This is a genomic window from Sorangium sp. So ce176 (assembly GCF_051519835.1).
Lineage (GTDB): Bacteria > Myxococcota_A > Polyangia > Polyangiales > Polyangiaceae > Sorangium > Sorangium cellulosum_G.
This window is the reverse complement of sequence record NZ_CP150371.1, coordinates 4,807,244-4,833,885: the sequence shown is the minus strand read 5'-3', so window position 1 is coordinate 4,833,885 and position 26,642 is coordinate 4,807,244. Positions and strand designations below refer to the sequence as shown.

19 protein-coding genes and 2 pseudogenes are annotated in these 26,642 nt (G+C 72.3%); 11 read left to right on the top strand and 10 right to left on the bottom strand.

The features are described from left to right. Positions 1-108: 108 nt before the first annotated feature. Complete coding sequence (locus WMF42_RS17960) at positions 109-1,347, top strand: di-heme oxidoredictase family protein (protein WP_437693323.1); 1,239 nt, start codon at positions 109-111, stop codon at positions 1,345-1,347. A gap of 75 nt (positions 1,348-1,422) precedes the next feature. Beyond that, positions 1,423-2,484 (top strand): EfeM/EfeO family lipoprotein, encoded by a 1,062-nt coding sequence (locus WMF42_RS17955; RefSeq protein WP_437693322.1) that lies wholly within the window; start codon positions 1,423-1,425, stop codon positions 2,482-2,484. 46 nt (positions 2,485-2,530) lie between these two features. Here WMF42_RS17955 and WMF42_RS17950 read toward each other — a convergent pair whose 3' ends face one another. The 5 genes from WMF42_RS17950 to WMF42_RS17930 all read right to left on the bottom strand — a co-directional run bounded on the left by WMF42_RS17950 (position 2,531) and on the right by WMF42_RS17930 (position 9,799). Further along, positions 2,531-3,304 (bottom strand): PP2C family protein-serine/threonine phosphatase, encoded by a 774-nt coding sequence (locus WMF42_RS17950; RefSeq protein ID WP_061607470.1) that lies wholly within the window; start codon positions 3,302-3,304, stop codon positions 2,531-2,533. A 163-nt stretch (positions 3,305-3,467) separates the two neighbouring features. Continuing rightward, on the bottom strand, positions 3,468-4,904 hold the full coding sequence (locus WMF42_RS17945; protein WP_437693321.1) for a hypothetical protein: 1,437 nt from the start codon (positions 4,902-4,904) through the stop codon (positions 3,468-3,470). Positions 4,905-5,599: 695 nt separating this feature from the next. Continuing rightward, the gene (locus WMF42_RS17940) at positions 5,600-6,202 is read right to left on the bottom strand and encodes a hypothetical protein (RefSeq protein ID WP_437693320.1); all 603 of its coding nucleotides are present in this window, start codon (positions 6,200-6,202) and stop codon (positions 5,600-5,602) included. An 849-nt stretch (positions 6,203-7,051) separates the two neighbouring features. Beyond that, positions 7,052-7,690 carry a hypothetical protein gene (locus tag WMF42_RS17935; protein WP_437693319.1) on the bottom strand — a complete coding sequence of 213 codons (639 nt, stop codon included), beginning with the start codon at positions 7,688-7,690 and terminating at the stop codon, positions 7,052-7,054. 1,350 nt (positions 7,691-9,040) lie between these two features. Continuing rightward, the gene (locus WMF42_RS17930) at positions 9,041-9,799 is read right to left on the bottom strand and encodes a hypothetical protein (RefSeq protein WP_437693318.1); all 759 of its coding nucleotides are present in this window, start codon (positions 9,797-9,799) and stop codon (positions 9,041-9,043) included. 744 nt (positions 9,800-10,543) lie between these two features. On the opposite strand from WMF42_RS17930, the gene WMF42_RS17925 reads away from it, so the two are divergent. Continuing rightward, positions 10,544-11,521 (top strand): aldo/keto reductase, encoded by a 978-nt coding sequence (locus WMF42_RS17925; RefSeq protein ID WP_437693317.1) that lies wholly within the window; start codon positions 10,544-10,546, stop codon positions 11,519-11,521. 82 nt (positions 11,522-11,603) lie between these two features. On the opposite strand, the gene WMF42_RS17920 is transcribed toward WMF42_RS17925, so the two are convergent. Then, complete coding sequence (locus WMF42_RS17920) at positions 11,604-12,854, bottom strand: SUMF1/EgtB/PvdO family nonheme iron enzyme (RefSeq protein WP_437693316.1); 1,251 nt, start codon at positions 12,852-12,854, stop codon at positions 11,604-11,606. 324 nt (positions 12,855-13,178) lie between these two features. Here WMF42_RS17920 and WMF42_RS17915 point away from each other — a divergent pair. Further along, positions 13,179-14,336 (top strand): annotated as a pseudogene (locus WMF42_RS17915) (metallophosphoesterase family protein); the annotation flags it as partial. Positions 14,337-14,391: 55 nt separating this feature from the next. On the opposite strand, the gene WMF42_RS17910 reads toward WMF42_RS17915, so the two are convergent. Continuing rightward, positions 14,392-15,870, bottom strand: a complete 1,479-nt coding sequence (locus WMF42_RS17910; protein WP_437693315.1) for an amidohydrolase/deacetylase family metallohydrolase — start codon at positions 15,868-15,870, stop codon at positions 14,392-14,394. Positions 15,871-16,016: 146 nt separating this feature from the next. On the opposite strand from WMF42_RS17910, the gene WMF42_RS17905 reads away from it, so the two are divergent. The 5 genes and pseudogenes from WMF42_RS17905 (at position 16,017) to WMF42_RS17885 (ending at position 20,989) form a co-directional block, all read left to right on the top strand. Continuing rightward, entirely contained in the window at positions 16,017-17,306 is a 1,290-nt protein-coding gene (locus tag WMF42_RS17905) for a BMP family lipoprotein (RefSeq protein WP_437693314.1), read from the top strand. Between the two features lie 82 nt (positions 17,307-17,388). Next, a pseudogene (locus WMF42_RS17900) lies at positions 17,389-17,853 on the top strand (ATP-binding cassette domain-containing protein); the annotation flags it as partial. A gap of 174 nt (positions 17,854-18,027) precedes the next feature. Next, complete coding sequence (locus WMF42_RS17895) at positions 18,028-18,882, top strand: ATP-binding cassette domain-containing protein (RefSeq protein WP_437694303.1); 855 nt, start codon at positions 18,028-18,030, stop codon at positions 18,880-18,882. Further along, on the top strand, positions 18,879-19,964 hold the full coding sequence (locus WMF42_RS17890; RefSeq protein WP_061612835.1) for an ABC transporter permease: 1,086 nt from the start codon (positions 18,879-18,881) through the stop codon (positions 19,962-19,964). The genes WMF42_RS17895 and WMF42_RS17890 overlap by 4 nt, the downstream gene beginning before the upstream one ends. Beyond that, on the top strand, positions 19,964-20,989 hold the full coding sequence (locus tag WMF42_RS17885; RefSeq protein ID WP_434047981.1) for an ABC transporter permease: 1,026 nt from the start codon (positions 19,964-19,966) through the stop codon (positions 20,987-20,989). The genes WMF42_RS17890 and WMF42_RS17885 overlap by 1 nt, the downstream gene beginning before the upstream one ends. Here WMF42_RS17885 and WMF42_RS17880 read toward each other — a convergent pair. The 3 genes from WMF42_RS17880 to WMF42_RS17870 form a co-directional block, all read right to left on the bottom strand. Beyond that, complete coding sequence (locus WMF42_RS17880) at positions 20,974-22,362, bottom strand: DNRLRE domain-containing protein (protein WP_437693313.1); 1,389 nt, start codon at positions 22,360-22,362, stop codon at positions 20,974-20,976. The genes WMF42_RS17885 and WMF42_RS17880 overlap by 16 nt on opposite strands. 356 nt (positions 22,363-22,718) lie before the next feature. Next, the gene (locus tag WMF42_RS17875) at positions 22,719-23,615 is read right to left on the bottom strand and encodes a hypothetical protein (RefSeq protein ID WP_437693312.1); all 897 of its coding nucleotides are present in this window, start codon (positions 23,613-23,615) and stop codon (positions 22,719-22,721) included. 294 nt (positions 23,616-23,909) lie between these two features. Beyond that, complete coding sequence (locus WMF42_RS17870) at positions 23,910-24,131, bottom strand: hypothetical protein (protein WP_061612839.1); 222 nt, start codon at positions 24,129-24,131, stop codon at positions 23,910-23,912. A 411-nt stretch (positions 24,132-24,542) separates the two neighbouring features. On the opposite strand from WMF42_RS17870, the gene WMF42_RS17865 reads away from it, so the two are divergent. After that, complete coding sequence (locus WMF42_RS17865; RefSeq protein ID WP_437693311.1) at positions 24,543-25,574, top strand: STAS domain-containing protein; 1,032 nt, start codon at positions 24,543-24,545, stop codon at positions 25,572-25,574. A gap of 76 nt (positions 25,575-25,650) precedes the next feature. After that, positions 25,651-26,634, top strand: coding sequence for a phosphogluconate dehydrogenase (NAD(+)-dependent, decarboxylating) (gene gnd, locus WMF42_RS17860; RefSeq protein ID WP_061612840.1), 984 nt, complete (start codon positions 25,651-25,653; stop codon positions 26,632-26,634). Positions 26,635-26,642 lie beyond the last annotated feature (8 nt).

Genomic DNA, 26,642 nt, shown 5'->3' with positions numbered 1-26,642 from the left:
CGGCCGCGCTTCGCGGCGACCCCGGACCCCCGCGCGCCCGCACCGCCACGCGCGCGGGGCTCTTGTTGACATTGACTTTCACTTACGGCTTGGGTATGCGTCGGAGACATGTCGCGATTTGCGCTGTTTCTCGCGCTTCCGTTGCTCTTCAGCATCGGCTGCGGGGCGGAGTCTGGAGACGACGAGGCCGATCCGCTGGCGGGCATCCAGATCATCAGCGACGACCTCAGCGACATCCCGTTGCGCGGCGCTTCCGCGGAGCAGGTGGCCCGGTTCAAGGACGGCGACAGGCTCTTCGACTTCGTCTTTCGCGAGCGCGACGGGCTCGGGCCGCTCTACATCCGCGCCTCGTGCGCCGGGTGCCACGAAGGGGCCGCGCGGGGCCCAGGCGCCGTCCAGAAGATGGTGCTCGTCGAGGCCGACGGGGTGACGCCGGCGCCGGACCAGGCGGCGCTCCCCTACGGCAACACGATGCGGCCCTACGGCGTCGGCGGGGCGACGATCCTCGCGCGGCCCGAGGGCACGCTGACCCTCAAGCTCTCGCAGCGCCTCGGTCCGCCTGTGTTCGGGCGCGGGTACATGGAGGCGGTCGACGACGCCGAGATCGAGCGGGTCGCGGCCGAGCAGGCCGCGCGCGGCGACGCCGTCCGCGGGCGCATCAACCGCGTTGTGTTCCACTCGAAGAAGAACGCGGACGAGGCGTTCCACGCCTTCGCCGAGGGCGACGAGAACCTCATCGGCCGCTTCGGGTTCAAGGCGCGGGTCGCCACGCTCGACGACTTCACGGCCGACGCGTACCAGGGCGACATGGGCATCACCTCGCCGCTCCGCCCCCACGAGCTGCCGAACCCCGACGGGCTCACGGACGACGCCAAGCCCGGTGAGGACGTGGACCTCGACACGGTGAACGCGGTCGCCGACTACATGCGCCTCCTCGAGATCCCGAGGCGCGCGCCCGCCGACGCGCGCGGCGAGGCGCTGTTCGCCGAGGCCGACTGCGCCGCCTGCCACGTCCCCTCGCTGCGGACGCGCGCCGACTACCCGATCGCGCAGCTCGCGGACATCGACGCGCCCGTCTACACCGACTTCCTGCTGCACGACCTCGGCCCCGACCTCGCCGACGGCCTCGCCGACGAGTCCGCGAGCTCCACCGCCTGGCGGACGGCGCCGCTCATCGGCATGCGCCACAGCACCTCGTACCTCCACGACGGCCGCGCCCGGACCATCGAGCAGGCGATCCTGCTCCACGACGGCCCGGGGTCGGAGGCCGCCGACTCGGTCGCCGCGTTCCGCGCCCTCACCCGCGAAGATCGCGAGGCCCTCATCGACTTCGTGCGCTCGCTCTGATCGCGAGCCGCGCGATCGCGAAGATCCACCGCGCGCGCTCGCCCCGGCGAGGCGCGACAAGGAGCTCGGACATCCATGCGAATCTCTGCCCACCTGCGGTCCGGTCTGGCCATCGCCGCCGCCGCCCTCTCGCTCCCCGCGTGCGGGAGCGACAACGAGGCGCTGCTCACCGACGCGAAGTACGAGCAGAACGCTGTGCAAGACGTGAAGCTCTTCATCCAGGACAACCTCGATGCGTTCGCCGCCGCCACGGCCGAGCTCCAGGCGGCCGCGCCCGCGCCGGACGCGGACGGGTGGAGCGCGACGACCGACGAGGAGGCCGTCGACGCGATGAAGGCCGCGTGGAAGAAGGCGCGGCAGTCGTACGAGCGAGTAGAGGGCGCCATCGCGGTCATCTTCCCGGATTTCGACTACTCGACCGACGCCCGCTACGACGCGTTCATCGAGGTCACGGCCGACGACGACCTCTTCGACGACGAGGGGGTGACCGGCGTGCATGCCGTCGAGCGCATCCTCTGGGCGGACCAGATCCCGGAGCCCGTCCTCGCCTTCGAGTCGGCGCTCGCGAACTATGAGGCCGCCGCCTTCCCCGCGACCGAGGCCGAGGCGGCCGCGTTCAAGGACGCGCTCTGCGCGCGCCTCGCGGCCGACGCCGAGACGATGCGGTCCGACTTCAAGAACCTCGCGCTCGACGCGCCGTCCGCGTACCGCGGGGTGATCAACTCCATCCTCGAGCAGGTCGAGAAGACCAGCAAGGCGGCGACAGGAGAGGAGGAGTCGCGCTATGCCCAGTACACGCTGGCCGACATGCGCGCGAACGTCGCGGCAGGCGAGCGGACCTACCAGGCCTTCCAGCCGTGGGTCCTCAGCAAGGGCGCCGAGGGCGAGGAGGTCGACGAGGCGGTCCTCGCCGGCTTCGACCGGCTGTCGAGCGCGTACGACGCCATCGAAGGCGACGCGCTGCCGCCGCTGCCCGAGGGGTGGAGCGAGCAGGCGCCGACCGAGGAGCAGCTCGCGACGCCGTTCGGGAAGCTGTTCTCGCTCGTGGAGCACGAGAGCGACGACGCCACCCCGGGCACGCTCGCCTACGACATGACCCGATCTGCAGATCTCCTCGGCATCGACGCCCTTCCGTAGGCGGCCGGACCCCTGCTGGGCGGGGCGACCCGGGGCGCCGGTCGCGTCAGGCGGCGGGGGTCCACCGCACGAGCACGCAGGTCACGTTGTCGGGGCCGCCGTGCAGGTTGGCGAGGTCGATCAGCGAGCGCGCCGCCGCGGCGAGATCGTCGCCCTGCGCGAGCGCCTCGACGATCTCCGGCTCAGGGACCGGGCCCGAGAGCCCGTCCGAGCAGATCAGCAGGAGATCTCCGGCCTCGGGCTGCTCGAGGCGCGTCGCGACGTCCACCGTCTTCCCCATCCCGAGCGCGCGCGTCACGACGTTGCGGGCGAGCAGCGGGTCCACGTCGTCGGGGAGCTGCTCGCCGCTGTGCAGGTGCTCGTTCCAGAGCGAGTGGTCCTCGGTGAGCCGCTCGAGCCGGCGCTGACGGTACCGGTACACCCGGCTGTCGCCGACGTGCGCGATGCACGCCGAGGTCGCGTCGGCGTAGACGCCCGCGAACGTGGTCCCCATGCCGTAGAAGCGCGGGTCGCGCTGCCCCACCTCGAAGATGCGCTCGTTGGCGCGCCAGATCGACGAGACAAGGCGCAGCTCGAGGGGCGCCGTCAGCTCGTCGTAGCCGGTGGGCTGGGTGATCTCGGTCTCGCTGTCCTTGCAGAACGACTGGACGATATCGACCGCCATCCGCGACGCGATCTCCCCGCCGGCGGCGCCGCCGATGCCGTCCGCGACGATGAAGAGGCCCAGGTCCAGGTCGACAGCAAAGCTGTCCTCGTTGTGCTCGCGCTGGCGGCCAACGTGGCTGTCACCGGCGGCTTCGATGCGGAGCGGGGGGTTCACGGGGCTTCCTCGTCGGCGGAACGTGGGGATACCCGGGCAGCATCCAGCGACCGGACGCCTCGCGCAAGTCGGGAAGGGCGCCATTCGAGCGGAGGGCGCCGGCGCGGGCGCGGGCGCGTTGCGTGGGGTCACGGAGCACGGGCACGCGGTCGCCGGCGCGGCGTCACGTGCGAAGCGCGGCGGCCGCGTGCGGCGGGAGCGGCGCGAGCGGCTCGCTGCGCTGCCCGGCCGGCGGCGGGACGCTCGCCGCGAGGGCCTCGAACCGGCCGCTCTTCCAGGTCACGAGCCCGCCCGAGAGGCGGGCGGCCTTGCCTGCGCGCGGGTCGGATTTCAGCCAGACCAGGGGGCGCGCGGCGAAGACGGGCTTGGTGCACGCGACGTCCTGGAAGGCGGCGGACCACGAGCCGGTGTTCCCGAAGAACAGCCCGCCCTCCCAGACGCCCTCGGGCGTGTGGGTGTGGCCGAAGACGACAGCCCTGGCGCGGTGGGCCCGGGCGACCTGGCGCGCGGCGCGGCTGACCCGCTGCCATGTCGCGTCGAGCGGGAGCTTCGGCACGAGGCGCTCGTAGACGACGAGCCCGGCCGGCGCGACGAGCGCCGCCGGCGCGAGCCAGCCCGGCGCGAGCAGCACCCACACGAGCGCCACCGCGACAGCGAGCAGCCCCAGGATCGCCCGGTCGAGCCAGAGCTCGCGCGCGACCAGCCCCAGCCGGTCCTCGGCCGGGGGCGCGAACAGGCGGGCGTGGCGGGCCACGGCGCGGAGCGGGGCGCCCGTCTCCTGCGCGGCGGCGGCGAGGGACTCGCGCAGCCGGGCGCGCCGCCCGGGCTCGCGCCGGCGCACGAGCTCGACCACCGTGCGGAGCGCGCCGAGGGCCCAGGCGACCGCGAGCGACCGGCTCGAGAACATGTAGTAGCGCGCCCAGTGCGCGAGGTAGCCGAACGCGGACAGCATGAAAGAGCTGTCCACGTGCGGGTTGAAGTAGCCCATCCGCGAGACCAGCAGCCGGCAAACGAGCGAGCCCATGGTCGGCTGGATCTCGCCCGGCTTCCGCCCGAACGGGACCATCGGGTAGCGGTAGCTGCAATAGGCGTCATACTGGTTGCCGTGCTCCACGATGATGCCGTCCGGCGTCTTGTGGAACCAGGCGCGGAACACGACGCGCGCGCCCAGCGCCGCGTGCGCCCCGTCGGAGCGCGGCGCCTCGCCCAGCGCGGAGAGCGCGGCGTCGACGACGCGGGCCCGGATCAGATCGCGCACCTCGGGCAGCGTGAGCTGAACGTCATGGTTGCCGGAGATGAACACGACGGTGTGGCCGTCCGCGACGACCCGGCCGAGCGCCTCGATGAACACCGGGTGATCCGCGAGGATCGCGCGCATGGCGGGGACCGCGTGCTCGGCGCTGCGGGGGAGGTCGTGAAAGACGCTCTTCTGGTCGATCACGCGCGGCGCGTCGAAGTCGAACACGTCCCCGTTGAGCACCAGCGTGAGCTCATGGCGCCCCGCGCCGCGCGCGCTGCCCTGCGCCATCTCGTCCCGGAGCGCGTCCAGCATCGCCGCGACCTCGCTGTCGGGGGAGTAAGGAGCCTGACGGTAGCGCATCCACAGACCGTCACCCGGCTCGAGCTCACAAAGATGGATATCTGAGATTGCCACCGTATGGAGCATTCGAACAAGGTGACACACCCGCCTGTTCACGATTGTCAGGGAACTGTCACGACGCCATGTCGGGCCATGAAGGAATCGCGGGAGGCAGGGCGCCGGCGCTCGGTCGGCCGGTCGTTCCACCCGAGCGATCCCGCGATCCGCGTCGCGGCGTGCGCCCTGGACTGCGAGCGCTGCTGGGCGCCTGGCATCCGTGGTGGCGTCGTGTGCGAGGCCCTGCGCAGCGGGGGTCAACGAGCGCGCGAGCGCGCGAGGCCACGCCGGATGCGGCGCGGGCGAGACAGGGCGCCTTGAGGCGCCGTGCGGGCGAGCGTGGGTATCGTGGCGATGCGCCGCGGTCACGTCCGTGGAATCGCCTGCCGCCCGGGGAGGCCCAGGCGGCAGCAGCGACACGTTGCGGGGAGCGGCGGTGTAGGGGCCGATGCCTGATCGGCCATCGCATGCCGCGCGTCAGAGCCCCTGCCGGAGCCAGGTCGGCTTTCCGTGGCGGGCTACGCGCGGCACCGGCGTTGTTTCATCGGGGCCCCGCCCCGGCCCTCTGGTCCGCTTCACGGCCGGCGTCAGCAGCCGGAGCCGTGGAGCCGGTCTCCCCGGCGGAACCGGTAGGGACCCGAGAGCGCATCGTGCTGATCCTAGTCACACCAGGAGTGGTGGCCGTGGTGATGATGATGGTCGTTGCGACGGTCGTCCATGAACCTGAACATTTCATCCAGGATCTGCGCGATGGCGATGTTGTTGTTGTTGTTGTTGCTGACGATGGGGAAGCCGAAGCCGCCGCCGAAGCCGCCGAAGCCGCCGCCGAAGCCGAGGCCGGGGAAGCAGCCGAAGTTCCGAGCGCCATCGCGGGAGCCCTGGCCCTGCGCGCCGCCGACCAGAGCCTGCAAGCCCGCCTGCGCAGACCCCACCTGGCTGAGCTGACCGATCGGCGCCTGGCCGAGCTGACCGACGGGCCCTTGGCCGAGCTGACCCACGGGCCCCTGCGGCCCGAGCATCCCCTTCTTGGACGGCCCGCCCTTGCTCGGCCCGAACAGGTCCTTGCTCGGCGCCTGGGTCTGGTACCCGCCCCGCTCCTCCTCCGCGCTCTCCTCGAGGGCAGCGGCGGTCGAGTCGAGCGCCTCGACCTCGTCGAGGCCCGCCTGCTCGAGATCTGCGTCCGCCGCGTCGACGGCGCACCCCGTGCCCAGCGCAGCCACCACCATCGCGAGTCCCATCACCTTGCTCTGAATCGAGATCATGTTGTCCTCCTCAATGTCCCAAGATGGCTCGAAGCCCCGACCCATCTTGAGCTCATCGAAGAGCAGGTTGTGTGCCTCAGCCCACGTGTGCAGACACTGCCGCTCCAATCTCCCACCTCCGGCCTCGCCACGCGCGAACGGCAATCTCTGGATCTTTGCAGTCGTTGGTCTTCTGATATCTCGGCGCGAACACCGGCGGGACGGCCCCCGCGCGGGGCGCGTGTCGCCCACCGGCCGAGCGCGCCATGTTGGTGATGACGAACTCGCCACCATGGCGGCCGGCCCACCGCGCAGCGGGCTGCGCTCCTGTCGCGCATTCGCGCGCCTCGCCGGCGGCGCGGCCGTCGCGAAGTGTCCGAGGCCGTGCGCGGCGGGGGTCGACGAGCGCGTGAGCGCGCGAGGCCACGCCGGCTGCGGTGCGGGCGAGACAGGGCGCCTTGAGGCGCCGGGCGGGCGAGCGTGGGTATCGTGGCGATGCGCCGCGGTCGCGTCGGTGGAATCGCTTGCCGCCTCGGGAGGCCCAGGCGGCAGCAGCGACACGTTGCGGGGAGCGGCGGTGTAGGGGCCGATGCCTGCGCTGCGGGAGCGGCGGTGTAGGGGCCGATGCCTGCGCTGCGGGAGCGGCGGTGTAGGGGCCGATGCCTGATCGGCCATCGCGTGCCGCGCGTCAGAGCCCCTGCCGGAGCCAGGTCGGCTTTCCGTGGCGGGCTACGCGCGGCACCGGCGTTGTTTCATCGGGGCCCCGCCCCGGCCCTCTGGTCCGCTTCACGGCCGGCGTCAGCAGCCGGAGCCGTGGAGCCGGTCTCCCCGGCGGAACCGATAGGGACCCGAGAGCACATCGTGCTGATCCTAGTCACAGCAGCCGTGGCGATGATGGTCGTGACGGTTGTCCCGGTTAAAATTATGGAAGAGGTGGTCCAGGATCTGCGCGATCACGATGTTGTTGTTGTTGTTGTTGCTGACGATGGGGAAGCCGCCGAAGCCGCCGCCAAAGCCACCGCAGCCGCCGCCGAAGCCGAGGCCGCCGCCGAAGCCGAGGCCGGGGAAGCAGCCGAAGTTCCGAGCGCCATCGCGGCCGCTCTGGCCCTGCGCGCCGCCGACCAGATCCTGCAAGCCCGCCTGCGCAGACCCCACCTGGCTGAGCTGACCGATCGGCGCTTGGCCGACCTGACCGATGGGCGCCTTGCCGAGCTGACCGACGGGCCCCTGGCCGAGCTGACCCACGGGCCCCTGCGGCCCGAGCATCCCCTTCTTGGACGGCCCGCCCTTGCTCGGCCCGAACAGGTCCTTGCTCGGCGCCTGGGCCTGGTACCCGCCCCGCTCCTCCTCCGCGCTCTCCTCGAGGGCAGCGGCGGTCGAGTCGAGCGCCTCGACCTCGTCGAGGCCCGCCTGCTCGAGATCTGCGTCCGCCGCGTCGACGGCGCACCCCGTGCCCAGCGCAGCCACCACCATCGCGAGTCCCATCACCTTGCTCTGAATCGAGATCATGTTGTCCTCCTCAATGTCCCAAGATGGCCCGAAGCCCCGACCCATCTTGAGCTCATCGAAGAGCAGGTTGTGTGCCTCAGCCCACGTGTGCAGACACTGCCGCTCCAATCTCCCACCTCCGGCCTCGCCACGCGCGCGAATAAGGCAATCACTGGATCTGCGCAGGCGTTGGTTTTCCGATATCTCAACGCGAACACCGGCGGGACGGCCCCCGCGCGGAGCGCGTGTGGCCCGCCGGCCGAGCGAGCCATGTTGGAGATGACGAACTCACCACCATGGCCGCCGGAGCCCTCCGCGCAGCGCGCAGCGCTGCTGTCGCGCATTCGCGCACATCACCGGCGGCGCGGCCGTCGCGAACGCGGCGGGATGGCGCCTGTCCGAGCTCGCCCATGGACGGCGCGCGGCGCCGCGCCGCCGGTCATATGACCCAGCCGCACCGCGCCTGAGCCGTCCTGGAGATATCGAGCCTCCTGCGCCTGACCTGCTCACGCTGCGCCGTTTGTGCATCAATGAAGGCAAGACACGAGTCGATCGACTCGGGCCGTAACCATCCGCCTCCATCACCGCAGCTCCGCGGCGGGCGGTCCGAGACGAGCCACGCGGACATCCCCCGTTGAGCAGCAGCGTGAGCTCGTGGCGCGCGGCGCCGCGCGCCGCGCCCTGCTTCATCTCGTCGCCGAGCGCGCCCAGCGCCGCGACCTCGCCGTCGGAGGGCGAGGAGCCTGACGGTGGCGCATCCACAGACCGTCGCCCGGAACGAGATCACGAGTATGGATATCCGAGATTGCCACCGTATGGAGCATTCGAGCACGGTGACACACCCGCCTGTTCGCGATTGTCAGGGAACGTCACGACGCCAACTCGGGCCATGGCTGAAGCGCGGGAAGCGGGGCACCGACGCTCGGTCGGCTGGTCGGTCGTTCTGCGTTATGCGCGATACAACTCGCGACGATCGCCCTGGACTGCGAGCGCTGGGCACATGGGGCCTATTGTGGGTCTATGTGCGATGTTCTGCGCAGGCAGGGGTCGACGAGCGCGCGAGGCCACGCCGGCTGCGGGGCGGGAAAGGCAGGGCGCCTGGCGGCGCAGGGAGGGCGAGCGCGGGTGTCGCGGCGGCCCGCCGCGGTCACGTCCCTGGCGTCCCGGCCCGCCCGGGCGCGAGGCCCAGGCGGCTGGAGAGTCGAGCTGCGGAGAGCGGCGGTGCCTCGGCCGATGCCTGACCGGCCATCGCGTGCCGCACGTGTCAGAGCTTCTGCCCGACTTCTGGCCGCCGCTTCGCGGCGGGGTGCGCGCGGCACTGGCTTGATGTCTCAGGGCCTCGCCGGCCCTGTCGTCGCTTCGCGGCCGGCGTCACCAGCCGTTCGGCGCCCTGTTTCCCCAGCCGAAACTGCCGGGACCCGCGAGCCCAACGGGGATAGCGGGGACACGGGAAGCGCCGTGGCAAGAATGGAGGTCATGCGGCCAGAACTGCGGCGGGCAGTCGCGGTGCATGTCCCGGAAGTGATCCATGAGCGCGATGACGATGTTGTTGTTGTTGTTGTTGATGGTGACAGGGGAGAAACCGGTGAAGCCGAAGCCACTAGCGAACCGAGACACACCGAAGGCCGGCACGCCGAATCCGCCGATGCCCGGCGCGCCGAATCCGCCGATGCCCGGCGCGCCGAATCCGCCGATGCCCGGCGCGCCGAATCCGCCGATGCCCGGCGCGCCCACGGGCGCAGGCACCGGCTGGCCGACGGGCCCCTGGCCAATCGGCGCCTGGCCAATCGGCGCCTGGCCAATCGGCGCCTGGCCGACCTGACCGACGGGCGCTTGGCCGACCTGACCAACGGGCGCCTGGCCGAGCTGACCAACGGGCCCCTGCGCCCCGATCAGCCCCTTGTCCGGCCCGCCCTTGCCCGGCCCGAGCAGATCTTTGCCAGGCGCCTGGAACCCGCCCCTCGCCTCCTCCTCACCCTCCTCGAGCGCAGCGGTGGTCGAGTCGATCTCTTCGGCCTCGTCGAGGCCCACCTGATCGAGCTCCGCGTCCGCCGCATCGACGGCGCACCCCGTGCCCAGCGCCGCCATCACCATCGCGAGTCCCAGCACCTTGCCATGAATTGAGAGCATGTATCGTCCTCCTCGATGTCCCATGATGGCCGGAAGCCCCCGAGCCACCTTGGGCTCATCGAAGAGCAGGCTGTGTGCCTCAGCCCTCGTGTGCAGACACTGCCGCTCCTGGCTCCCACCCCCGGCATCACCGCGCGCGCAAAAAGGCAATCTCTGGATCTGGGCAGGCGTTGGTTTTCCGATATCTCAACGCGAGCACCAGCGGGACGGCCCCCGCGCGGAGCGCGCGTCGCCCGCGGGTCGGGAGCCTCATGTTGGAGATGGCGAACTCACCACCATGCCCGCCGGAGCCTCCCGCGCCGCGCGCAGCGCTCCTGTCGCGCATTCGCGCAGATCACAGGCGTCGCGGCCGTCGCGAGCGAGGCGGGATGGCGCCGCGCTCCGCTCGCACACGGACGGCGCGCGGCGCCGCGGCGCCGGGCATATGACCCGGCCGCACCGCGCCTGAGCCGTCCGGGAGCTATCGAACCTCCTGCGCCTGACCTGCTCAGGCTGCGCCGTTTGTGCATCAACGAAGGCAAAGACACGAGTCGATCGACTCGGGCCGTAACCGTCCGCCTCCATCACCGCAGCTCCGCGGCGGGCGCTCCGACCGAGCCACGTGGAAGCGTTCATGCGCCATGAAACCACCAGAGAGGGGCATCGGGGTCGATGTGAGCAAACGTGCGCGCGCGGATTCAGGGCCCGGTCAACGCACATTTACCTACGGCCGATGGGTTGGTAGAATTTTCGTCTGGAGGGCGCATGAGCGAGCCGAACGAGACGGAAGGGGCCGACGCTGGCCGCCGCGGTGTGCTGGGAGCGGTCGCCACGACCGCGGCGACCTTCGCGGCCGGGGCCGCCGGCAGCGCGCCGGCGGTGCCCGCGGCTCCCCGCAGCGCCGCGGCGGCGCCGTCGCGCACGCTCGGGCGGACGGGCGCGCAGGTGGAGGCGGTGTCGCTCGGCGGAGAGGGGATCCTCCGGACGACCAGGCGCCATCGGGAGGCGGTGCCGGTGATCCTGGAGGCGCTGCGCCTCGGGGTCAGGTATTGCGACACCGCGCCTGCGTACCAGCAGAGCCAGGACTACTACGGTGAGGCCTTCCGCGCCGCCGGTCCGAAGGCGCGCGAGCAGGTCTTCCTCGCCTCCAAGACGCACGCGCGCGATCGCGACGGCGCGCTCCGGCTGCTCGACGACAGCCTGCGCCGCCTCGGGACAGACCACCTCGATCTGTGGCAATTGCACGATCTGCGCGAGCTCGACGAGCTCGACGCCATCTTCGGCAAGGGGGGCGCGATCGAGGCCGTGGATCAGGCCAGGGCGGACGGCCGCGTGCGGCACGTGGGGATCACCGGGCACCACGACCCGCAGATCCTCGTCGAGGCGATGCGGCGCTATCCGGTCGACACGGTGCTCTGCGCGATCAACCCCGCGGATCCGGCGCGGCTCCCCTTCCTGACGACGGTCGTCGAGGAGGCGCGGCGGCGCGGCGTCGGCGTCATCGGCATGAAGATCATGGCCGCGGGCCGCCTGCTCCAGGATCGCGCGGCGAGCCCGGGTGAGCTCATCCGCTACGCCGCGAGCCACGCCGACACGGTGATCATCGGCTGCTCGTCGATCGCCGAGGTGCGCGAGAACCTCGGCGCGCGGTCCCTCCCCTTCCCCATGCCGCCCGCCGAGCGCGCCGCGCTGGAGGCGCGGGTCGCGCCGCGCGCCGGCCGCTACGATTCGTTCAAGGCCTGAACGCCGCCTCGCGGCCCCGCTGTCCCTCGACGTCCTCGGTGGCTCGATGATCGGCTGTCGAACCGCGGATCAGCCCTGGCCCTCACGGCGGCTCGACGTCCTTGCAGCAGCGGAACCCGAGGTGGTAGTTCGCATGGCTGGACTTGCTCATGAGCCGCGTCCCGTGCCAGTCGGGCGCGCGCCAGCGGCAGTCGTCGGCGTGGACATCCATCGATGAGAACGCGAACCAGCTGCCTTTCATCTCGGTGAAGCCGCGATCGCCGCGGCGAGCGAGCTCGCCGGGCAGAATGGGCAAGCTCATGTGCTCGGCCACGTTGCCGTGCAGATCGAAGACGCCGAGGCTGCTCCGGCAGGCGGGGAAGGCGCCCGCGGGATAGGTGTTGGAGCCGCAGCGGTCCCACCCGCCGCCCGGGCAGCCCGGCGTGCGCGTGCTCCCGGTGCCGCAGAGCGCGTGGTTCTTCTCGGGGCCATAACTCCACACCTTCTCGCGCAGGAGGTTGTGATGCCAGCTCGCCTCGTCCCGCGGCCTCTCCCACTCGTACTCGACGTCGGGCTCCCTCACGGCGCCGGCGCACGCGCCCTCCCACTCGTGCGCATCGCAGATCCGCTTTCCGATCGCCCTGCACAGGAGCGCCGCCTCGCGCGCCCGGACGTGCACCACGGGGTACTCGCAGGGGATGTCGGGGAACTCGAGCTGATCGATGCAGACGCGGGCGCTCTCTCTTGTCTGCCCGCGGGTCGGGTCGAAGAGCGGCACCATCCCCGGCGCGCCGCAGGCCGGCTCGCGCGCCGGCGCGACGCCCGAGAGCGCCCGGATGCGGCGGCACTCGGACCGCGACATCGGGTGGCGCGTGAGCGCCGGGTTGCCCTGGCCGAGCACCGGCGAGGCCGCGAAGATCTCCTCCACGCGCCGCATCGCCTCGTCGGAGAGCTCGAGCTCGCGCCGCATCGCCCCGAACAGCCGGCGGCGCTGCTCGTCCAGCGTGGCAGGCGCGATGTCCTCGTCGTCCGCCGTGAGCGTCGCGCTGTCGGGCGGCGGCCCGGGCGGCGCTGGCGGCGCGCGCCCCCGCAGCGCGGCTGCGACGAGGGGCGCCGCCCTCGTCGCCGCGGGCGCCGCCGGCGTGGGCGCGAGCGCCCCGGTCCACACGGCCACGCCCGCGGCGGCCGCGCCTGCGACGGCGGCGCCCGCTGCGACGAGGGCGGCTGTCTTTCCGCGGCCGCGGGCGCGCGCCTGGACGGCGCGCACGCCGGCCGACAGCGCGGGCAGCGGGTCGCTCGGCGCCGGCGGCCGCGGCGCGCAGGCCGGATCTCTCGGCGTCTGGGGGCAGGACATCGGCGCGCGATCTCACGCTTACAGCTACGAGCATCCATCGATTCCGGCAAATTTCGGGGCGCGCGCGGCCGCTTTCCGGCCCGATCGGTGGCTTGACGGTGCTGCCCGGGGCACGTCAAATGGGACGCTGTGCGAAGGGCGGCGCTCCGAGTCCTCTACCTGGCGCTCTTGCCGGTGCTCGTCCTTTTCGCGCTGGCCCTCGCCCTCGCGGTTGTCGCCTCGCGCCTCGCGAGCCGAGGCCACGTGTGGCGGCCGGAGACATGGAAGAAGGTCTCCTACGGGAGTCGCTACTTCCGGTCGTCGTTCCGGGGGCGGCTCGGCGAGATGGTCGATGTCATCGACGTCCTCCGCGACCGCCTGATCCTGCTGTTCGTCGTCGTCGCCGCGCTCTGCGTCGCCGGTGGCCTGCTCGTTGACTTCCTCGACATCGGCGTCCCGGGCTGGGCCGCGGCGTGGCCCGAGGGGTCGATCGCCTCGTTCATCGCGTCCGATCTCGCGTTGTTCCCGGCGGGCGGCAGGCTCTCCTTCCGCAGCGGCGCCGCGCTCGTCCTGGTCGGGTGCACGGCGCTCGCCCTGCTCGCCCTCGGGATCTCGCTCTACGCCTGGCTCGCGTCCGCCCTGGGCGAGGCGACCCGCGTGATCCTGCGGTATGGCGGCGCGGCGACGCTCTTCCCCGACCCCGGGGACGCCATCCCGGGCGGGCGGCTCGTGCTCTGCCAGATCTCCGATCTGCACATCACCGTGGACGGCCGCGAGCCGTACGAGATCGAGGAGGGGTCGGCGGCGTGGCCCGAGGGGGTCCCTCGCCCCGACACCGCCGAGCTGACGGGCCGCCTCCGGCGGCTCGTCGCGGAGATCGCCGCCATGAATCCGCCGCTCGTGGCGCTGACGGGCGACATGACCGATCTCGGGGAGGAGGCGCAGTGGGACGAGCTCGAGGCGGCGCTCTCCGGCATCCCGGCGTCGTCGCAGGTGCTCATGGTGCCTGGCAACCACGATGTCGCCATCAACGTCGGCACGTCGCCCGATCCGTACCTCAAGAAGCGGGCGGAGCGCGAGCAGCGCTTCATCGACGTGCTCACCCGCGTGGAGCGCGGCCCTTTCCAGCCCGGCTTGCACGTCCCGGCCCGCAAGCGGGCGCGACGGCGGCTGCGCGCGATCGCCGGCCTCTATCCGAGGCGGCTCGAGCTCGAGGGCGGTATCCGGATCTTCGGGCTCAACTCCAACCGTTACCGGTCGCGGTTCGTGGGCTCGAACGCGATCGGGCAGATCGGCGGCAGCCAGCTCCGGCGGCTGGCCCGCGCGCTCCGGCGGGGATCCGGCCCCGTCGTCGTGCTCCTGCACCACCACGTGGCGCGCCTCGCGGGGCCGATCTCGCTCAACGACACGTTCATGATCGCCATGGATGGGCCGCGCCTGCTCGAGATGCTCGCGGCGTACCAGCAGAAGAACCCGAGGAAGAACAGCGCCCTCATCCTCCACGGGCACAAGCACCTCGCGTTCTTCGGCCACTACCGCTCGAAGAGCGGCGGCCGCGTCAGCGTCTATGCGCACCCCTCGTCGACGCTGGGCCACGAGACGGACGGGCACCTCGATGGGGTCGCGCGGTTCGCGGCCATCCGGCTGACGGACGAGGGCATCTGGCGCGTCGAGACGCACCCGCTCCGGCCGGCCCGCGCCGCCGTCGACGCGCCGCCGGCCGCCGCCGAGGCCGCGGTGTCCTGAGGGCATCGTATCTCCTGGCCGTGAGCCCGTCGCGATCCCAGAGCACCCGCCCGTCGCGCAACGTCATCGCGCACTCGAGCCGCCGGTCGCCGTCGATGCGCGCGCCGCTCGTGTCGACATAGCCGTACCGCCCCGTCTCGAGGCGCAACACAGCGATGTCCGCCGCCGCGCCCTCGCCGAGGGTGCCGAGCTCCGGCCTGCCGAGGATCGCCGCCGGGTCCGCCGTGCTGCGGCGGATGAGATCGGGGAGCGACATGCCGAGGTTCAGCATCTTGGACACGACGTTGACCATGTCCCCCATCGCCCCGTTCAGGCTCTGGAGGTGCATGTCGGTGCTGATCGAGCTCGGGAGGAGGCCCTGCGCGAGCGCGGGCACTGCCTGATCGAAAACGAAGCTGCCGCCCCCGTGCCCGAGATCGAAGACGACGCCGCGCCGCGCTGCCTCGAGCACGTACGGACGCACGCGGCCGCCGGCGTCGACGACCGGCGTTCGCCCCGGGATGTCCGCGTAGACGTGCGTCAAGATGTCCCCCGGCCGGAGGTGCGTCAGCAAGAGGTCGCGCAGCGAGAGCTCGGGCACGTGCCGCCCGAGATCGACCATCACCCGCCCCCCGGACGCCCGCGCCGCCTCGACGGCCCGCAGCACGGGATCCCACGCCGGCCCGGCGTGGTGCGCGACCTTGACGCCGACGACCGCGTCGCGGTGCGCCCGCGCCGCCGCTGCCGTCCTGGCCGCATCCATGTCCCCGAGATCCTGCTCGGCCTGCCCGCCGCGCATGCCGCCGCCGACGATGTTGAGGAACGCCAGCACCCGGGTCTTCGAGTGCGCGATCGTCTGCGCCTTGAACAGCTCGACGTCGCGCCAGCCGGAGCTGCCCGCGTCCACCACGGTCGTCGTGCAGCTGCGCGGCGCGAAGCTGTCCGGCGCGACGGTCTGGTAGCTGTTGTGGAGGTAGGTGCCGTCGGTGGTCCCGAAGAACACGTGCGTGTGGATATCGACGAACCCGGGCGCGACGACGAGGCCCGCCGCGTCGACCACGGCGCGCGCGCGCGCAGGGTCGATGTCCACAGCCACCTTGGCGATGCGCCCGTGGCTCACGGCCACGTCCAGTATCCCGTCGCGGCCGTTCGCCGGGTCGATGACCCTCCCTCCCCTGATCAGCAGATCGTACTCCCATGCTTGCGCTGGCGGGGCGGCCGCGACGACCACCCCGGCGACCACGAGCGGGGCCAGCGCGGATACGCGCCCCGCCCCGAGACAACGCAGGTACGGCAGCGGCACCCCGCGCATCGCATTCACCTCGCTCCGAGCATCGTAGTTCTGTGATCCACCACACGGTAGCCGCCCGCGCGGTCCGGGTCGCCCGCAGGGGCCGCAGCGTCGTCCGCCGAAGCTGTATCTTGACACCCTGCGGCATTCCCGCCCACGATGCGCAGGTGACACATCGCCCGCTGACGTCGCCCGCGGTCCCCCACCCCTCCGCCACCGTCCTCACCGTGGCGCTGTCGCTGCTGGCCGGCGCATCCCAGGGCTGTTCCAGGGGCACGAGCCCGGCCTCCGACAAGGCCGCCGCCTCCAGCGCCGCGGCCCCGACGGGCGCGCCGGCGGGCGAGGCCGCGCCGACAGCGGGGTACAAGGTCGGGATGGTGCTGGTCGGCCCCTACAACGACAAGGGGTGGAACCAGGCGCATTACGACGGCATCCGCGAGGTCCTCGCAAAGATGCCGGACGTCAGCTTCGAGTACGTCGACAAGGTGAACCCGGCCGACCGCCCCAACGTGAAGGGCTCCCAGGTCGCGGACGACCTCATCTCCCGCGGCGCCAGGGTCGTTGTCTACAACTCCGACGACTACAAGGACGACGCCCTCGAGACAGCGCGCAAGCACCCGCTGATCAACGTCATCCACGTCTCGGGCGATTACGCCTGGAAAGACGGCAAGAACCACAAGCCCCAGGCAAACATGGGCAACATCATGGGGCGCATCGAGACAGCCAAGCACATCGCGGGGTGCGCGGCGGCGCTCGGCACCGAGACGGGCAAGATCGGGTATCTCGGCCCGCTCGTCAACGACGAGACCCGCCGGCTCGTCACCTCGGCGTACCTCGGCGCGCGGCACTGCTGGGAGACCTACAGGAAGAGGAAGCCGGAAGAGCTCACGTTCAAGGTCACCTGGATCGGCTTCTGGTTCAACATCCCGGGCGTCACGCTCGATCCAACCAAGGTGGCCGACGACTTCTACAGCAGCGGCTTCGACGTGCTCCTGACCGGGCTCGACACGCCCGAGGCCGCGCTGCAGGCCAAGAAGGCGAGCGGGGCTGGCAAGAAGGTCAAGTACGTCCACTACGACCACAAGGCCGGCTGCGATCTCGCGCCGGAGATCTGCCTCGGCGTCGCCTATTACAACTGGGCGCCGCTCTACCGCGACGTCATCGAGAAATCGCGCGCTGGCAAGTACACGAGCGAGTTCGTCTGGGCAGCGCCGGATCTCCGCGACCTGAACGGGGAGGCGTCGGTCATCGGCTTCCTGCCCGGCCCCGCCCTGGGCGAGCAGAAGGCGCAGCTCGACGCGTTCATCCAGGCGCTCGCCGGCGGGCTCGACCTCTTCAAGGGGCCGCTCAAGTTCCAGGACGGCGCCGAGTTCCTGAAGGACGGCGAGGCCGCGACGCCCCAGCAGATCTGGTATCTGCCGCAGCTCGTCCAGGGGATCACAGGGCCGAGCAAGTAGCCGCGCCGGGCGGCGCTCCATGCGGATCGAGATCGAGCGCATCACGAAGCGGTTCGGCCCTGTCAGGGCCAACGACGACGTGTCGCTGACGATCCAGGCGGGCGCCGTCCACGGGCTGCTCGGCGAGAACGGGGCCGGCAAGAGCACCCTGCTCCGCGTCCTGGGCGGGCTGCTCCGGCCCGACGCCGGCCGCCTTCTCTTCGACGGCCGCCCGGTCGCGCTCGCGAGCCCGGCCGACGCGCTCGCCGCCGGCGTCGGCGTGCTCCACCAGGAGCCGCTCGACTTTCCGCCCCTCACCGTCCTGGAGAGCTTCCTCGTCGCGAGGCCGCGCGCGGGAGGCGCCGCGCGCTCGGCGGTGAGCCGCGCGCGCGCGGCGGAGATCTTCCTCCCGCGCCGCGCGGCGCGCGACGAGCTCCTCGCGCTCGCGGCGCGGTTCGGCTTCCCCGTCGACCCGGACGAGCAGGTCGCCCGGCTCACCCTGGGCGAGCGCCAGCAGATCGAGCTGCTGCGGCTGCTCTCGCTGGGCGTCCGCGCGCTGCTCCTCGACGAGCCCACGACAGGGATCTCCGCCGCGCAGCAGGAGGCGCTGTTCTCCGCGCTGCGGCGGCTCAAGCAGGACGGCCAGGCGATCGTCCTCGTGTCGCACAAGCTCTCGGACGTCGAGGCGCTCTGCGACCGCGTGACGGTGCTGCGGCAGGGCAAGGTGGCGGGCGAGGCGGAGATGCCGGCCGGGGCCGACCGCCTCGTCGCGCTGATGTTCGGCAAGGCGCTCGCGCCGCCGGAGCGGCTGCCGACAGCGGGCGGCGGCGCGGCGCTCTCGCTCGAGGATGTCCGGTTCGGCGATCACCGGATCGAGCTGCGCGTCCCGCGCCTGGAAGTCCGCCGCGGCGAGGTGCTCGGGCTCGCGGGCCTCGAGGGGAGCGGCCAGCGCCTGCTGCTCCGCGCCTGCGCGGGGCTGCTCCGGCCGCGGCGCGGCCGCGTCGCCGTCGGCGAGGTCGAGATGGCCGGCCGCCCCTACCAGGCCTTCCTGCGCGCGGGCGTGGGGTACCTCCCCGCGGACCGCCGCCGCGAGGGCCTCGTCGCGGGCCTCTCCATCGAGGAGCACGTCGCGCTCCGCGCGCCCCGGCCGGGGCTCTTCCTCCGCGCCCGCGAGATCCGCCGCGCCGCCGAGCGCGCGATCGAGGCGTTCCGGATCCGGGGGCGGCCGGAGACGCCCGTGGAGCTGCTCTCCGGCGGCAACCAGCAGCGCACGCAGCTCGCGCTGCTCCCCGCGGACCTCGCGCTGCTCCTGCTGGAGCACCCGACCCGGGGGCTCGACATCGAGTCGGCCCGCTGGGTCTGGGAGCAGCTCCTCGCGCGGTGCAAGGGCGGGACGGCGCTCCTGTTCGCGTCGTCCGAGCTCGACGAGCTCATGCGCTACAGCGACAGGATCCTCGTGTTCAGCGGCGGGCGCGTCTCGCGGCCGGTCCGCGCGGCCGAGCTCACCCCGGACCGGCTCGGGCGGATGATCGGCGGCGAGCTCGACGAGGCCGCGCCCGCCGCGCCCGCGGAGCACGGCGCGGAGCACGGCGAATGAGCGCCGGGCCCGAAGACCGGGCGGGGCCCAGCGCGCGCAGGGCGTGGGCCGCCGAGCTCGCTCCCCGCCTGGCGCCGCTCGTCCTGTCGCTCGCCCTCGTGGCGGGCCTCTGCGCCGTGCTCGGGGCGTCGCCGGCGGCGGTCGCCTCGAGCCTGTGGGAGGGCGCCTTCGGCTCCACGGAGCAAGCGGCGCGGGTGCTCGCCACCCTGGCGCCGCTGCTCCTCTGCGGCAGCGGCCTGTTATTCACATTTCGCGCCGGGCTGTACCACCTGGGCGTCGAGGGGCAGCTCGTCCTCGGGGCCCTCTGCGCGACAGGCGCGGCGCGCGCGCTGTGGCCGGGCCTCCCTGCGGGCGCCGTCGCCGCGCTCTGCGTCGCCGCGGGGGCGCTCGGCGGGGTGCTCTGGGGCGCGCTCACGGGCGCGCTGCACACGCACGGCCGGGTGAGCGAGATCTTCGCGGGCCTCGGCATGAACTTCGTGGCCCAGGGGGCGGTCCTTTACCTCGTCTTCGGGCCGTGGAAGCGCCCCGGCGTCGCGTCCATGGCCGGCACCGAGCCGCTCGACGCCGCGCTCCGGCTCTCCACGCTGGGCGGCACCGAGCTGAGCCCGGCCGCGCTCCTGCTCGCGGCGCTCGCGCTCGTCGGGACGGCGGTGGTGCTCGGGCGGACGCACTTCGGGCTCCGGCTGCGGGCGGTGGGGCTGAGCCCGGAGGCCGCGGAGGTGCTCGGCGTCCCGGCGGCGCGGCAGGTGCTCCTCGCGTTCGCTATATCGGGCGCGCTCGCGGGCGCCGCCGGCGCGCTGCAGGTGCTCGGGACCTTCCACCGGCTCATCCCGAACGTCTCGAGCAACCTCGGGTTCCTGGCGCTGCTCGTCGTGATGCTCGCGGGCCGGCGCGCCGCGCTCGTCGCGCCGATCGCGCTGTTCTTCAGCGCGCTCAACGTGGGCAGCCTGAAGCTCCCGATGACGCTCGGCCTGGAGTCCTCGCTCTCGGGCGTGCTCCAGGGGGTGCTCGTGCTGCTCGCGATCCTGTCGCCCTGGAACGTGCGCAACATGCGCGGCCGCGGCCGGCCGGAGGAGGCCTGATGGACTTCACCGCCGAGCTCCTGCCGCTCCTCGCGACAGCGCTCGCGGCGTCGACGCCGCTCGTCTACGCGGCGGTCGGCGAGACGCTGGCCGAGCGGGCCGGGGTCATCAACCTGTCGGCCGAGGGCGCGATGATGCTCTCGGCCATGGTCGGCTTCGCGGCCGCCCTGACGACAGGGAGCGTGCTCGCCGGCTTCGCCGCCGCGGCCGCGATCGGGGCGCTCGTCGCGCTCATCGTGGCGATCGGCGGCGTCCACCTGGGCCGGTCGCAGATCGCGATCGGCTTCGTGCTGGCGATGCTCTGCGCGGATCTCTCGTCGGTGCTCGGCGGCCCGTTCGTGCGCGTGCCCGGGCCGACGGTGTCGGGCGCGTCGATCCCCGTGCTGCGGGACGTCCCGGTCCTGGGGCCGCTGTTCTTCCAGAGCGATCCGGTGGTGTACGCGAGCTACGTGCTCGTCGCCGGCGCGTGGCTCTTCCTGTACCGCACGCGCGCGGGGCTCCTGCTCCGGGCCGTCGGGGAGCAGCCGGCGGCGGCCCACGCGCGCGGGGCGCGCGTGACGCGCGTGCGCACCGCGGCGACGCTGGTGGGCGGGGCGCTCGTGGGCATCGGCGGCGCGGCCTACTCGCTCGACTTCAAGGCGGGGTGGAGCCACCGCCACACGGCGGGCTACGGCTGGATCGCGCTCGCGATCGTGATCTTCGGCGGCTTCCATCCGGTGCGGGCGGCGCTCGGCGCGTACCTCTTCGGCGTGCTGTCGTCGATGGCGAGCCTCGGCCAGAGCGCGCTGCCGTCGGTGCCGACGCAGGTCTTCAGCGTGGCGCCGTTCGCGCTGATGATCGTGGTCCTGGCGCTCACCTCGAGCGGGCTGCTGGAGCGCCTCGGCGCGCTGCTCCCTGACGCAGCGCGACGCCCGCTGCTGCGCGCGTTCGACGCGACGCCTCCGGCGGCGCTCGGGAAGCCTTACCCGGCGGACGCGGACGGCGCGGGCGAGAAGCCGCGGGGCGGAGCTCAGGGAGCGAGGTAGCAGACCTCGATCCAGGGGCGGTCGCTCTGGTCGGGGTGGTCGCTCGTGCGGTAGGACGTGGTCCCGGTGGGATCCTCCTCGAGGAGGAAGCCGTGGTTCGGCGCGGCGCCGTCGACCCACGCCTGTACGAGCTCGGTCAGGTCGGCTGTCACGGCGTACGGGCCGGCCCAGCCGAGGTCGGCCTCGACGGCCCCATCGTAGCTCGCGGCGAAGCTGCGCCAGGTGACGTTGCCCTCGCTCCACGGCGCGGTGACCCGGTGGACGCGGACGATCTGGTCGCTCGATCCGAAGGCGACGGCGCCGAACTCCGCCGAGGTGACGGTGGCCCCTACCGGGATGCCGTCGAGCCCGAACCAGTAGAGCGCTTGCTGGCGTGCGCCGTGCGCCGTGCCTGTGGCGTTGTAGGGGCTCTGGCCGTCGCTGTAATCGGGGTACGCCTCCAGGAGCAGCGCGTCTGCGACCTGGCCGGAGGCGCCTCGCTGGAGGGTGACGCACACGCCGACGCACGCGTCCCCGTGGCCGTCTCCATTGCTGTCGACCTGGTCTGGATTCGGGGTGGCCGGGCAGTTGTCGGTCGCGTCGCAGACGCCATCGCCGTCGCTGTCGCCGCGCGGACAGGGGTCGCAGACGTCGCCGATCCCGTCGCCGTCGGCGTCGGCCTGGTCCGGGTTGCTCGCGTCGGCGCAGTTGTCGCAGGCGTCGCCGACGCGGTCGCGGTCGCGGTCTGCCTGGCCGGGGTTGGCGGCGACACGGCAGTTGTCGGTCGCGTCGCAGACGCCATCGCCGTCGCTGTCGCCACGCGGACAGGGGTCGCAGACGTCGCCGATCCCGTCGCCGTCGGTGTCGGCCTGGTCCGCGTTCTTGTGGTAGGCGCAGTTGTCGCAGCCGACGCCGATGCCCGGCGCGACGCCGTCCCCGTCGTAGTTCCCGAGCGACGTGACCGAGCGGTGATAGGCGTCGCAGACGTTGCGATTGGCGCACGGGGTGCGGCTGGAGAGCGCATCGAACAGGCAGAGGCGAGACGAGCCCTCGGTCGACGCGACGTCGATGCTGACGAAGCCGAGGAACACCGACTGGCCGCGGTTGATATCGACCCGCACATCATTGCATGTGGCCGGATCGTAGAGGGCGAGCACCGCGGGATCCGTGAACGTCTTCGTGAGCGTCATATTGTTGCAATAGCAACGCTTGTCGCTCGCGACCGTGTCGAGGAGAACCCCGTTCATATACAGCGCGAACTCGGCGCTGCCGCAATCGGCGTGGTTGATGTTGAACGTGATCGCGGTCGCCGCCCCCAACGCCGTGCCGGGGAACACCGCGAGCAGGAAAAGCACAAAGCAAGCGCGCGCGGCGCTCGTACGGATGTGTCGCATGGTACTTCTTATATTCTTCCCGCGCCCAGCGCACAACGCTCATGATGGGGTTTCGCTTGCGCTCTGCCCCGGCATGGCGCCGCGTGGCGTACGGTTCGGCGCCGGGGCCGCGGCGCGGCGCCAGCGCACGGATCGGGTGATGCCGCTTGCAATTGAATGCGGCGCAGCGCGGCGTAACGCGGCGCGCGTTCAGGTGGGCATTGATGTTTTTTTGCGGTGCTCCGCTCCGACCGGCGGTCGCTGACGAGCGGGGTGCGGGTGGGATGTGCGGTGACGATCGGGCGTGCGCTGAGCTGTCCGGATACCGACAGGAGAAGAGGCGGACACGGAGCGAGCCTTGACCGGCGCTGGCAGGTTCAGCCTCCGATCCTGGGCGCGCCGTCCGCCCAGGCGCGGGGCGCCCTGCGCGCGGCGCGACGGAGCGGCGCGACGACGGCCAGGAGCAGCATGATGAGCGCCGCCTTCGGCGTGGAGCTCCGCGCGAAAGCGCAGCCCGACGCCTCGTGCTCGACCTGCAGCACCTCGCTTCGCTCGCCCTCGTTGCCGGCCTCGTCGATCGCCGAGACAGCGATGTAGACGTCGCGACCTACGTGATCGTCGTCCACGTAGAGGAGCATCGCGTCGCCCTCGAGCCACGCGTCCGGCTGCGCCTTGGAGCGCGCTTGCTCCGGGCTGAAGCCCACGTACACGGCGTAGACCAGCGCCTCCGCGGGCGAGTGATCGTCCTCGCTTCGCTCGGCCAGATCGAAGGTCAACGTGCTCATGTCCCCGCAGCTGCTCGCTCCGCAGGCGGGCTCGTTCGCCTGGAACTCGACGTCACCGCGCGCGAGCACCGGCGCGCTCGGCGCGGCGTCGTCGATGACGTCCGAGGTCCGGACGAGGCGCTCGACGGTGGGCCTCAGGCGCAATCGGTACGTGGTGTTGGGCGCCAGCGTCTCGGCGGGGCGAAGCACGCTGTAGCCCGGCGGGGCGACGGGAACGTCGGAGCCCGCACCGGTGACGGAGGCGCCGGTCGCCTCTTCGACCAGCAGGTGCGAGAGCTCCGGGAGGTCGCCCCAGATCACGATCGCCACATTGCGTGGCACCGTGGTGAGCTCTGCCGGAGCGCCATCCGCGGTGAGCTCCGTCGGTGCGCCGGCGCGCAGGAAGCCCTCCGAGACGCTGGTATCCACCGGGTCACAAGCGCTGGCGCGCCCGCCGGCGGCCAGCACGCCGAGCCCGATCGCGAGCGAGAGGCACGTTCCGAGATTCATACCGGCCTATCAGAGCAAGCGGCACGCCACGCGACAGCGCGCCGTCCATCGGCCGGAGAGGCGCCACCGGGTCTGATCGCGGCGTCGCGCCCCCGCGCGCGGAAGCCGCCGCGCCGAGGAGGCGCGGGCCCAGAGCGGCGGTTCGACCTCAGCGCGTCGGCGTCATTCGATGCGGTCCGGGGAGGTGGCAGACTCACCTCGGAGCCTGCCGTGAAGTCCCTACATACGCGGCCCTGGGGGCCGCGGCAGGAGCGTCACGGCAGCGCCGCCGCGCGCGTCAGAGGCGAGGCCGGATCAGCTGATCCCCATGGGCGCGCCGCCCTCGGCCACGAACCGATCGGCGATGTCCACGAGGAGCGCGTCGGTCGCGGGCTTGCTCTTCACGGTGACCTGCGTCTCGTCCGGCAGGAGCACGAACGAGCCGACCAGCTTGCCGTCGAGCCGCACCTCGTGACTGCCGCCGGGCGGAGCAGAGGCGACCTCATACACCTTGCCGTCACGTGCCTTGATCTTCATGCCCTAGCGGTAGCACGCAGCGGCGCCGCGCGTATTGCCCGGCCGCGGCCGCGAGCGCGGCGGCATCCCGGCCGCCCAGGGCGATCGCGCCTCGGCAGGCAGGCCGCCGCGGCGCGGGCGCTGCATCGGTGAGGAACGACGCGGCGCGACGCCGCGGAGCCGGCGTGAGGGCGCGCGGCAGGCGAGAGACCTCCCACCGCGAGCGGGTTGCGGGGTAAGATGCGCCCGCGCGCCGAGCGCGAGGAGTGTGCACCGTGCCGAGATTCGATCTGGTCCTGAGCCCGTCGCTCGCACCGGCGAGGCGGGGCTCTGCGAGGAAGCGACCCGGGAGACCGTCATGAGGGCGGCCTCCTCGCAGAACATCGAACCACGGACCGACGCCGCGGGCCTCCCGCTCGACCCCGATTGCTGATGTCGATGCCAGAGTCTGGCCAGCCCTCCGAGGGCGGCGGCGGCGGGTGGATCGTCCTCGGCGTCCTGAACGAGATCCTCCTCAAGCTCGCGAGCCAGCCGGACCTGAGATCGCTGTGGGAAGAGGTCTGCTCGAGCGCGCGCTGGATCGTGCCGTCCCAGCGGCTCTGCGTCGTGCTCGGCAACGACGGCGGCGGCGCCCGGATCGCGGCGAGGTACGAGCACGGCACCTTCGCGTACGGCGCGCCCGAGGGCGGCGGCGTCGTCGTGGACGCGTGGATGGTCGCGGCCCTGGAAGCGCAGCGCGCCGCGTGGTTCAAGGGTCCCTGGACCGAGGCGCGGGAGGCGGACATCGCGCGCGCGTGGCTCCTCGCCGAGGACCCGGACGTCGTGTTCCACGTGCCGATCCAGGTCTACAAGAAGACCATCGGCACGATGCTGTTCGCGCTGGAAGACCAGCGCCAGATCGACCGGAAGGCGCTCGCGAGCGCGACAACGTACGCGCTGTACGTCGGCGCCACCTACACGATGCTCAAGAACTCGCTCGACCTCGCCGACGCGAGCGCGCAGCTCCGCGAGCAGAACGAGGAGCTCGAGCGCGTGCAGATCGAGCTGCGCGTGCAGCTCGATCGGGTCCGCGCGCAGCACGAGGCGATGCTCGAGATGTCGACGCCGATCATCCAGGTGTGGGACAGCGTGCTCACGCTGCCCGTGATCGGCACTGTCGACGGCGCGCGGGCGGCGCGCATGATGGAAGAGGTGCTCGGCGCGATCGTCGCGCACGGCGCGCGGTTCATGATCGTGGACCTCACCGGCGCGCAGGCGGCCGACACGTCCACCATCGAGCACCTCCTCCGGCTGTTCGCGGCGACGAGGCTGCTCGGCAGCCAGTGCATCGTCTCCGGCGTCCCGGCAGGGATGGTCAGGCGCATCCTGGACGCCGGCGGGAGCCTCGACGGGATCCCGGTGTTCAGCACGCTGAAGAGCGCCCTCGAGCACGCGATGGGCGCCATCCGACACAAGCCGCGGTGACCGCCTCCGGGAAAGCGCCCGGACACGGAGGCGGGCCCCCGTGGTACGCCCGCGATCGCAGACAGGAGCGTGAGAGATGAAGCTCGCAATGATCGGACTCGGGAGGATGGGCGCCAACATGGCGCGCCGGCTCATGCGCGGCGGCCACGAGGTCGTGGCGTTCGATCTGAACCAGGAGAGCGTGAAGCAGCTCGCCGCGGAGGGCGCAGAGGCGGCCTCCTCGCTGGGCGAGGCGGTGGAGAGGCTCGCGCCGACGCGCGTCGTCTGGGTCATGCTCCCCGCGGGCGCCCCGACCGAGCGCGTCGTCCAGGAGCTCGGCGAGCAGCTCGCCCCCGGCGACGTGATCATCGACGGGGGCAACACCTACTTCAAGGACGACGTCCGCCGCGCCAGGGAGCTCGCCCTGCGGGGCATCCGCTACGTGGACGTGGGGACGAGCGGCGGCGTGTGGGGGATCGATCGCGGCTACTGCCTGATGGTCGGCGGCGCGCCCGAGGCGTTCTCGCTGGTGCTGCCCATCCTGCGGACGCTCGCGCCGGGGACCGGGGACATCCCGCGCACGCCGGGCCGGCAGGAGGCGCAGAGCACGTCCGAAGAGGGCTTCCTCCACTGCGGCCCCGTCGGCGCCGGCCACTTCGTGAAGATGGTCCACAACGGGATCGAGTACGGCCTCATGCAGGCCTACGCGGAGGGGTTCGACATCCTGAAGAACGCGGCCACCCCGCGCCTGCCCGAGGAGCACCGGTACGACCTCGACCTCGGCGAGATCGCCGAGGTGTGGCGGCGGGGCAGCGTGGTGGGCTCGTGGCTGCTCGACCTCACCGCGATCGCCCTCACCGAGAGCCCGGACCTCGGCGGGTACAGCGGCTTCGTGCAGGACTCCGGGGAGGGCCGCTGGACCGTCATGGCCGCGATCGAGGAGGCGGTGCCCGCGGAGGTGCTCTCCTCGGCGCTCTACGCGCGCTTCCGCTCGCGCCACGATCACACCTTCGCCGAGAAGGTCCTCTCCGCGATGCGCCACAAGTTCGGCGGGCACCTGGAGCGCCCGACCGGAGGCTGAGCGGCGCC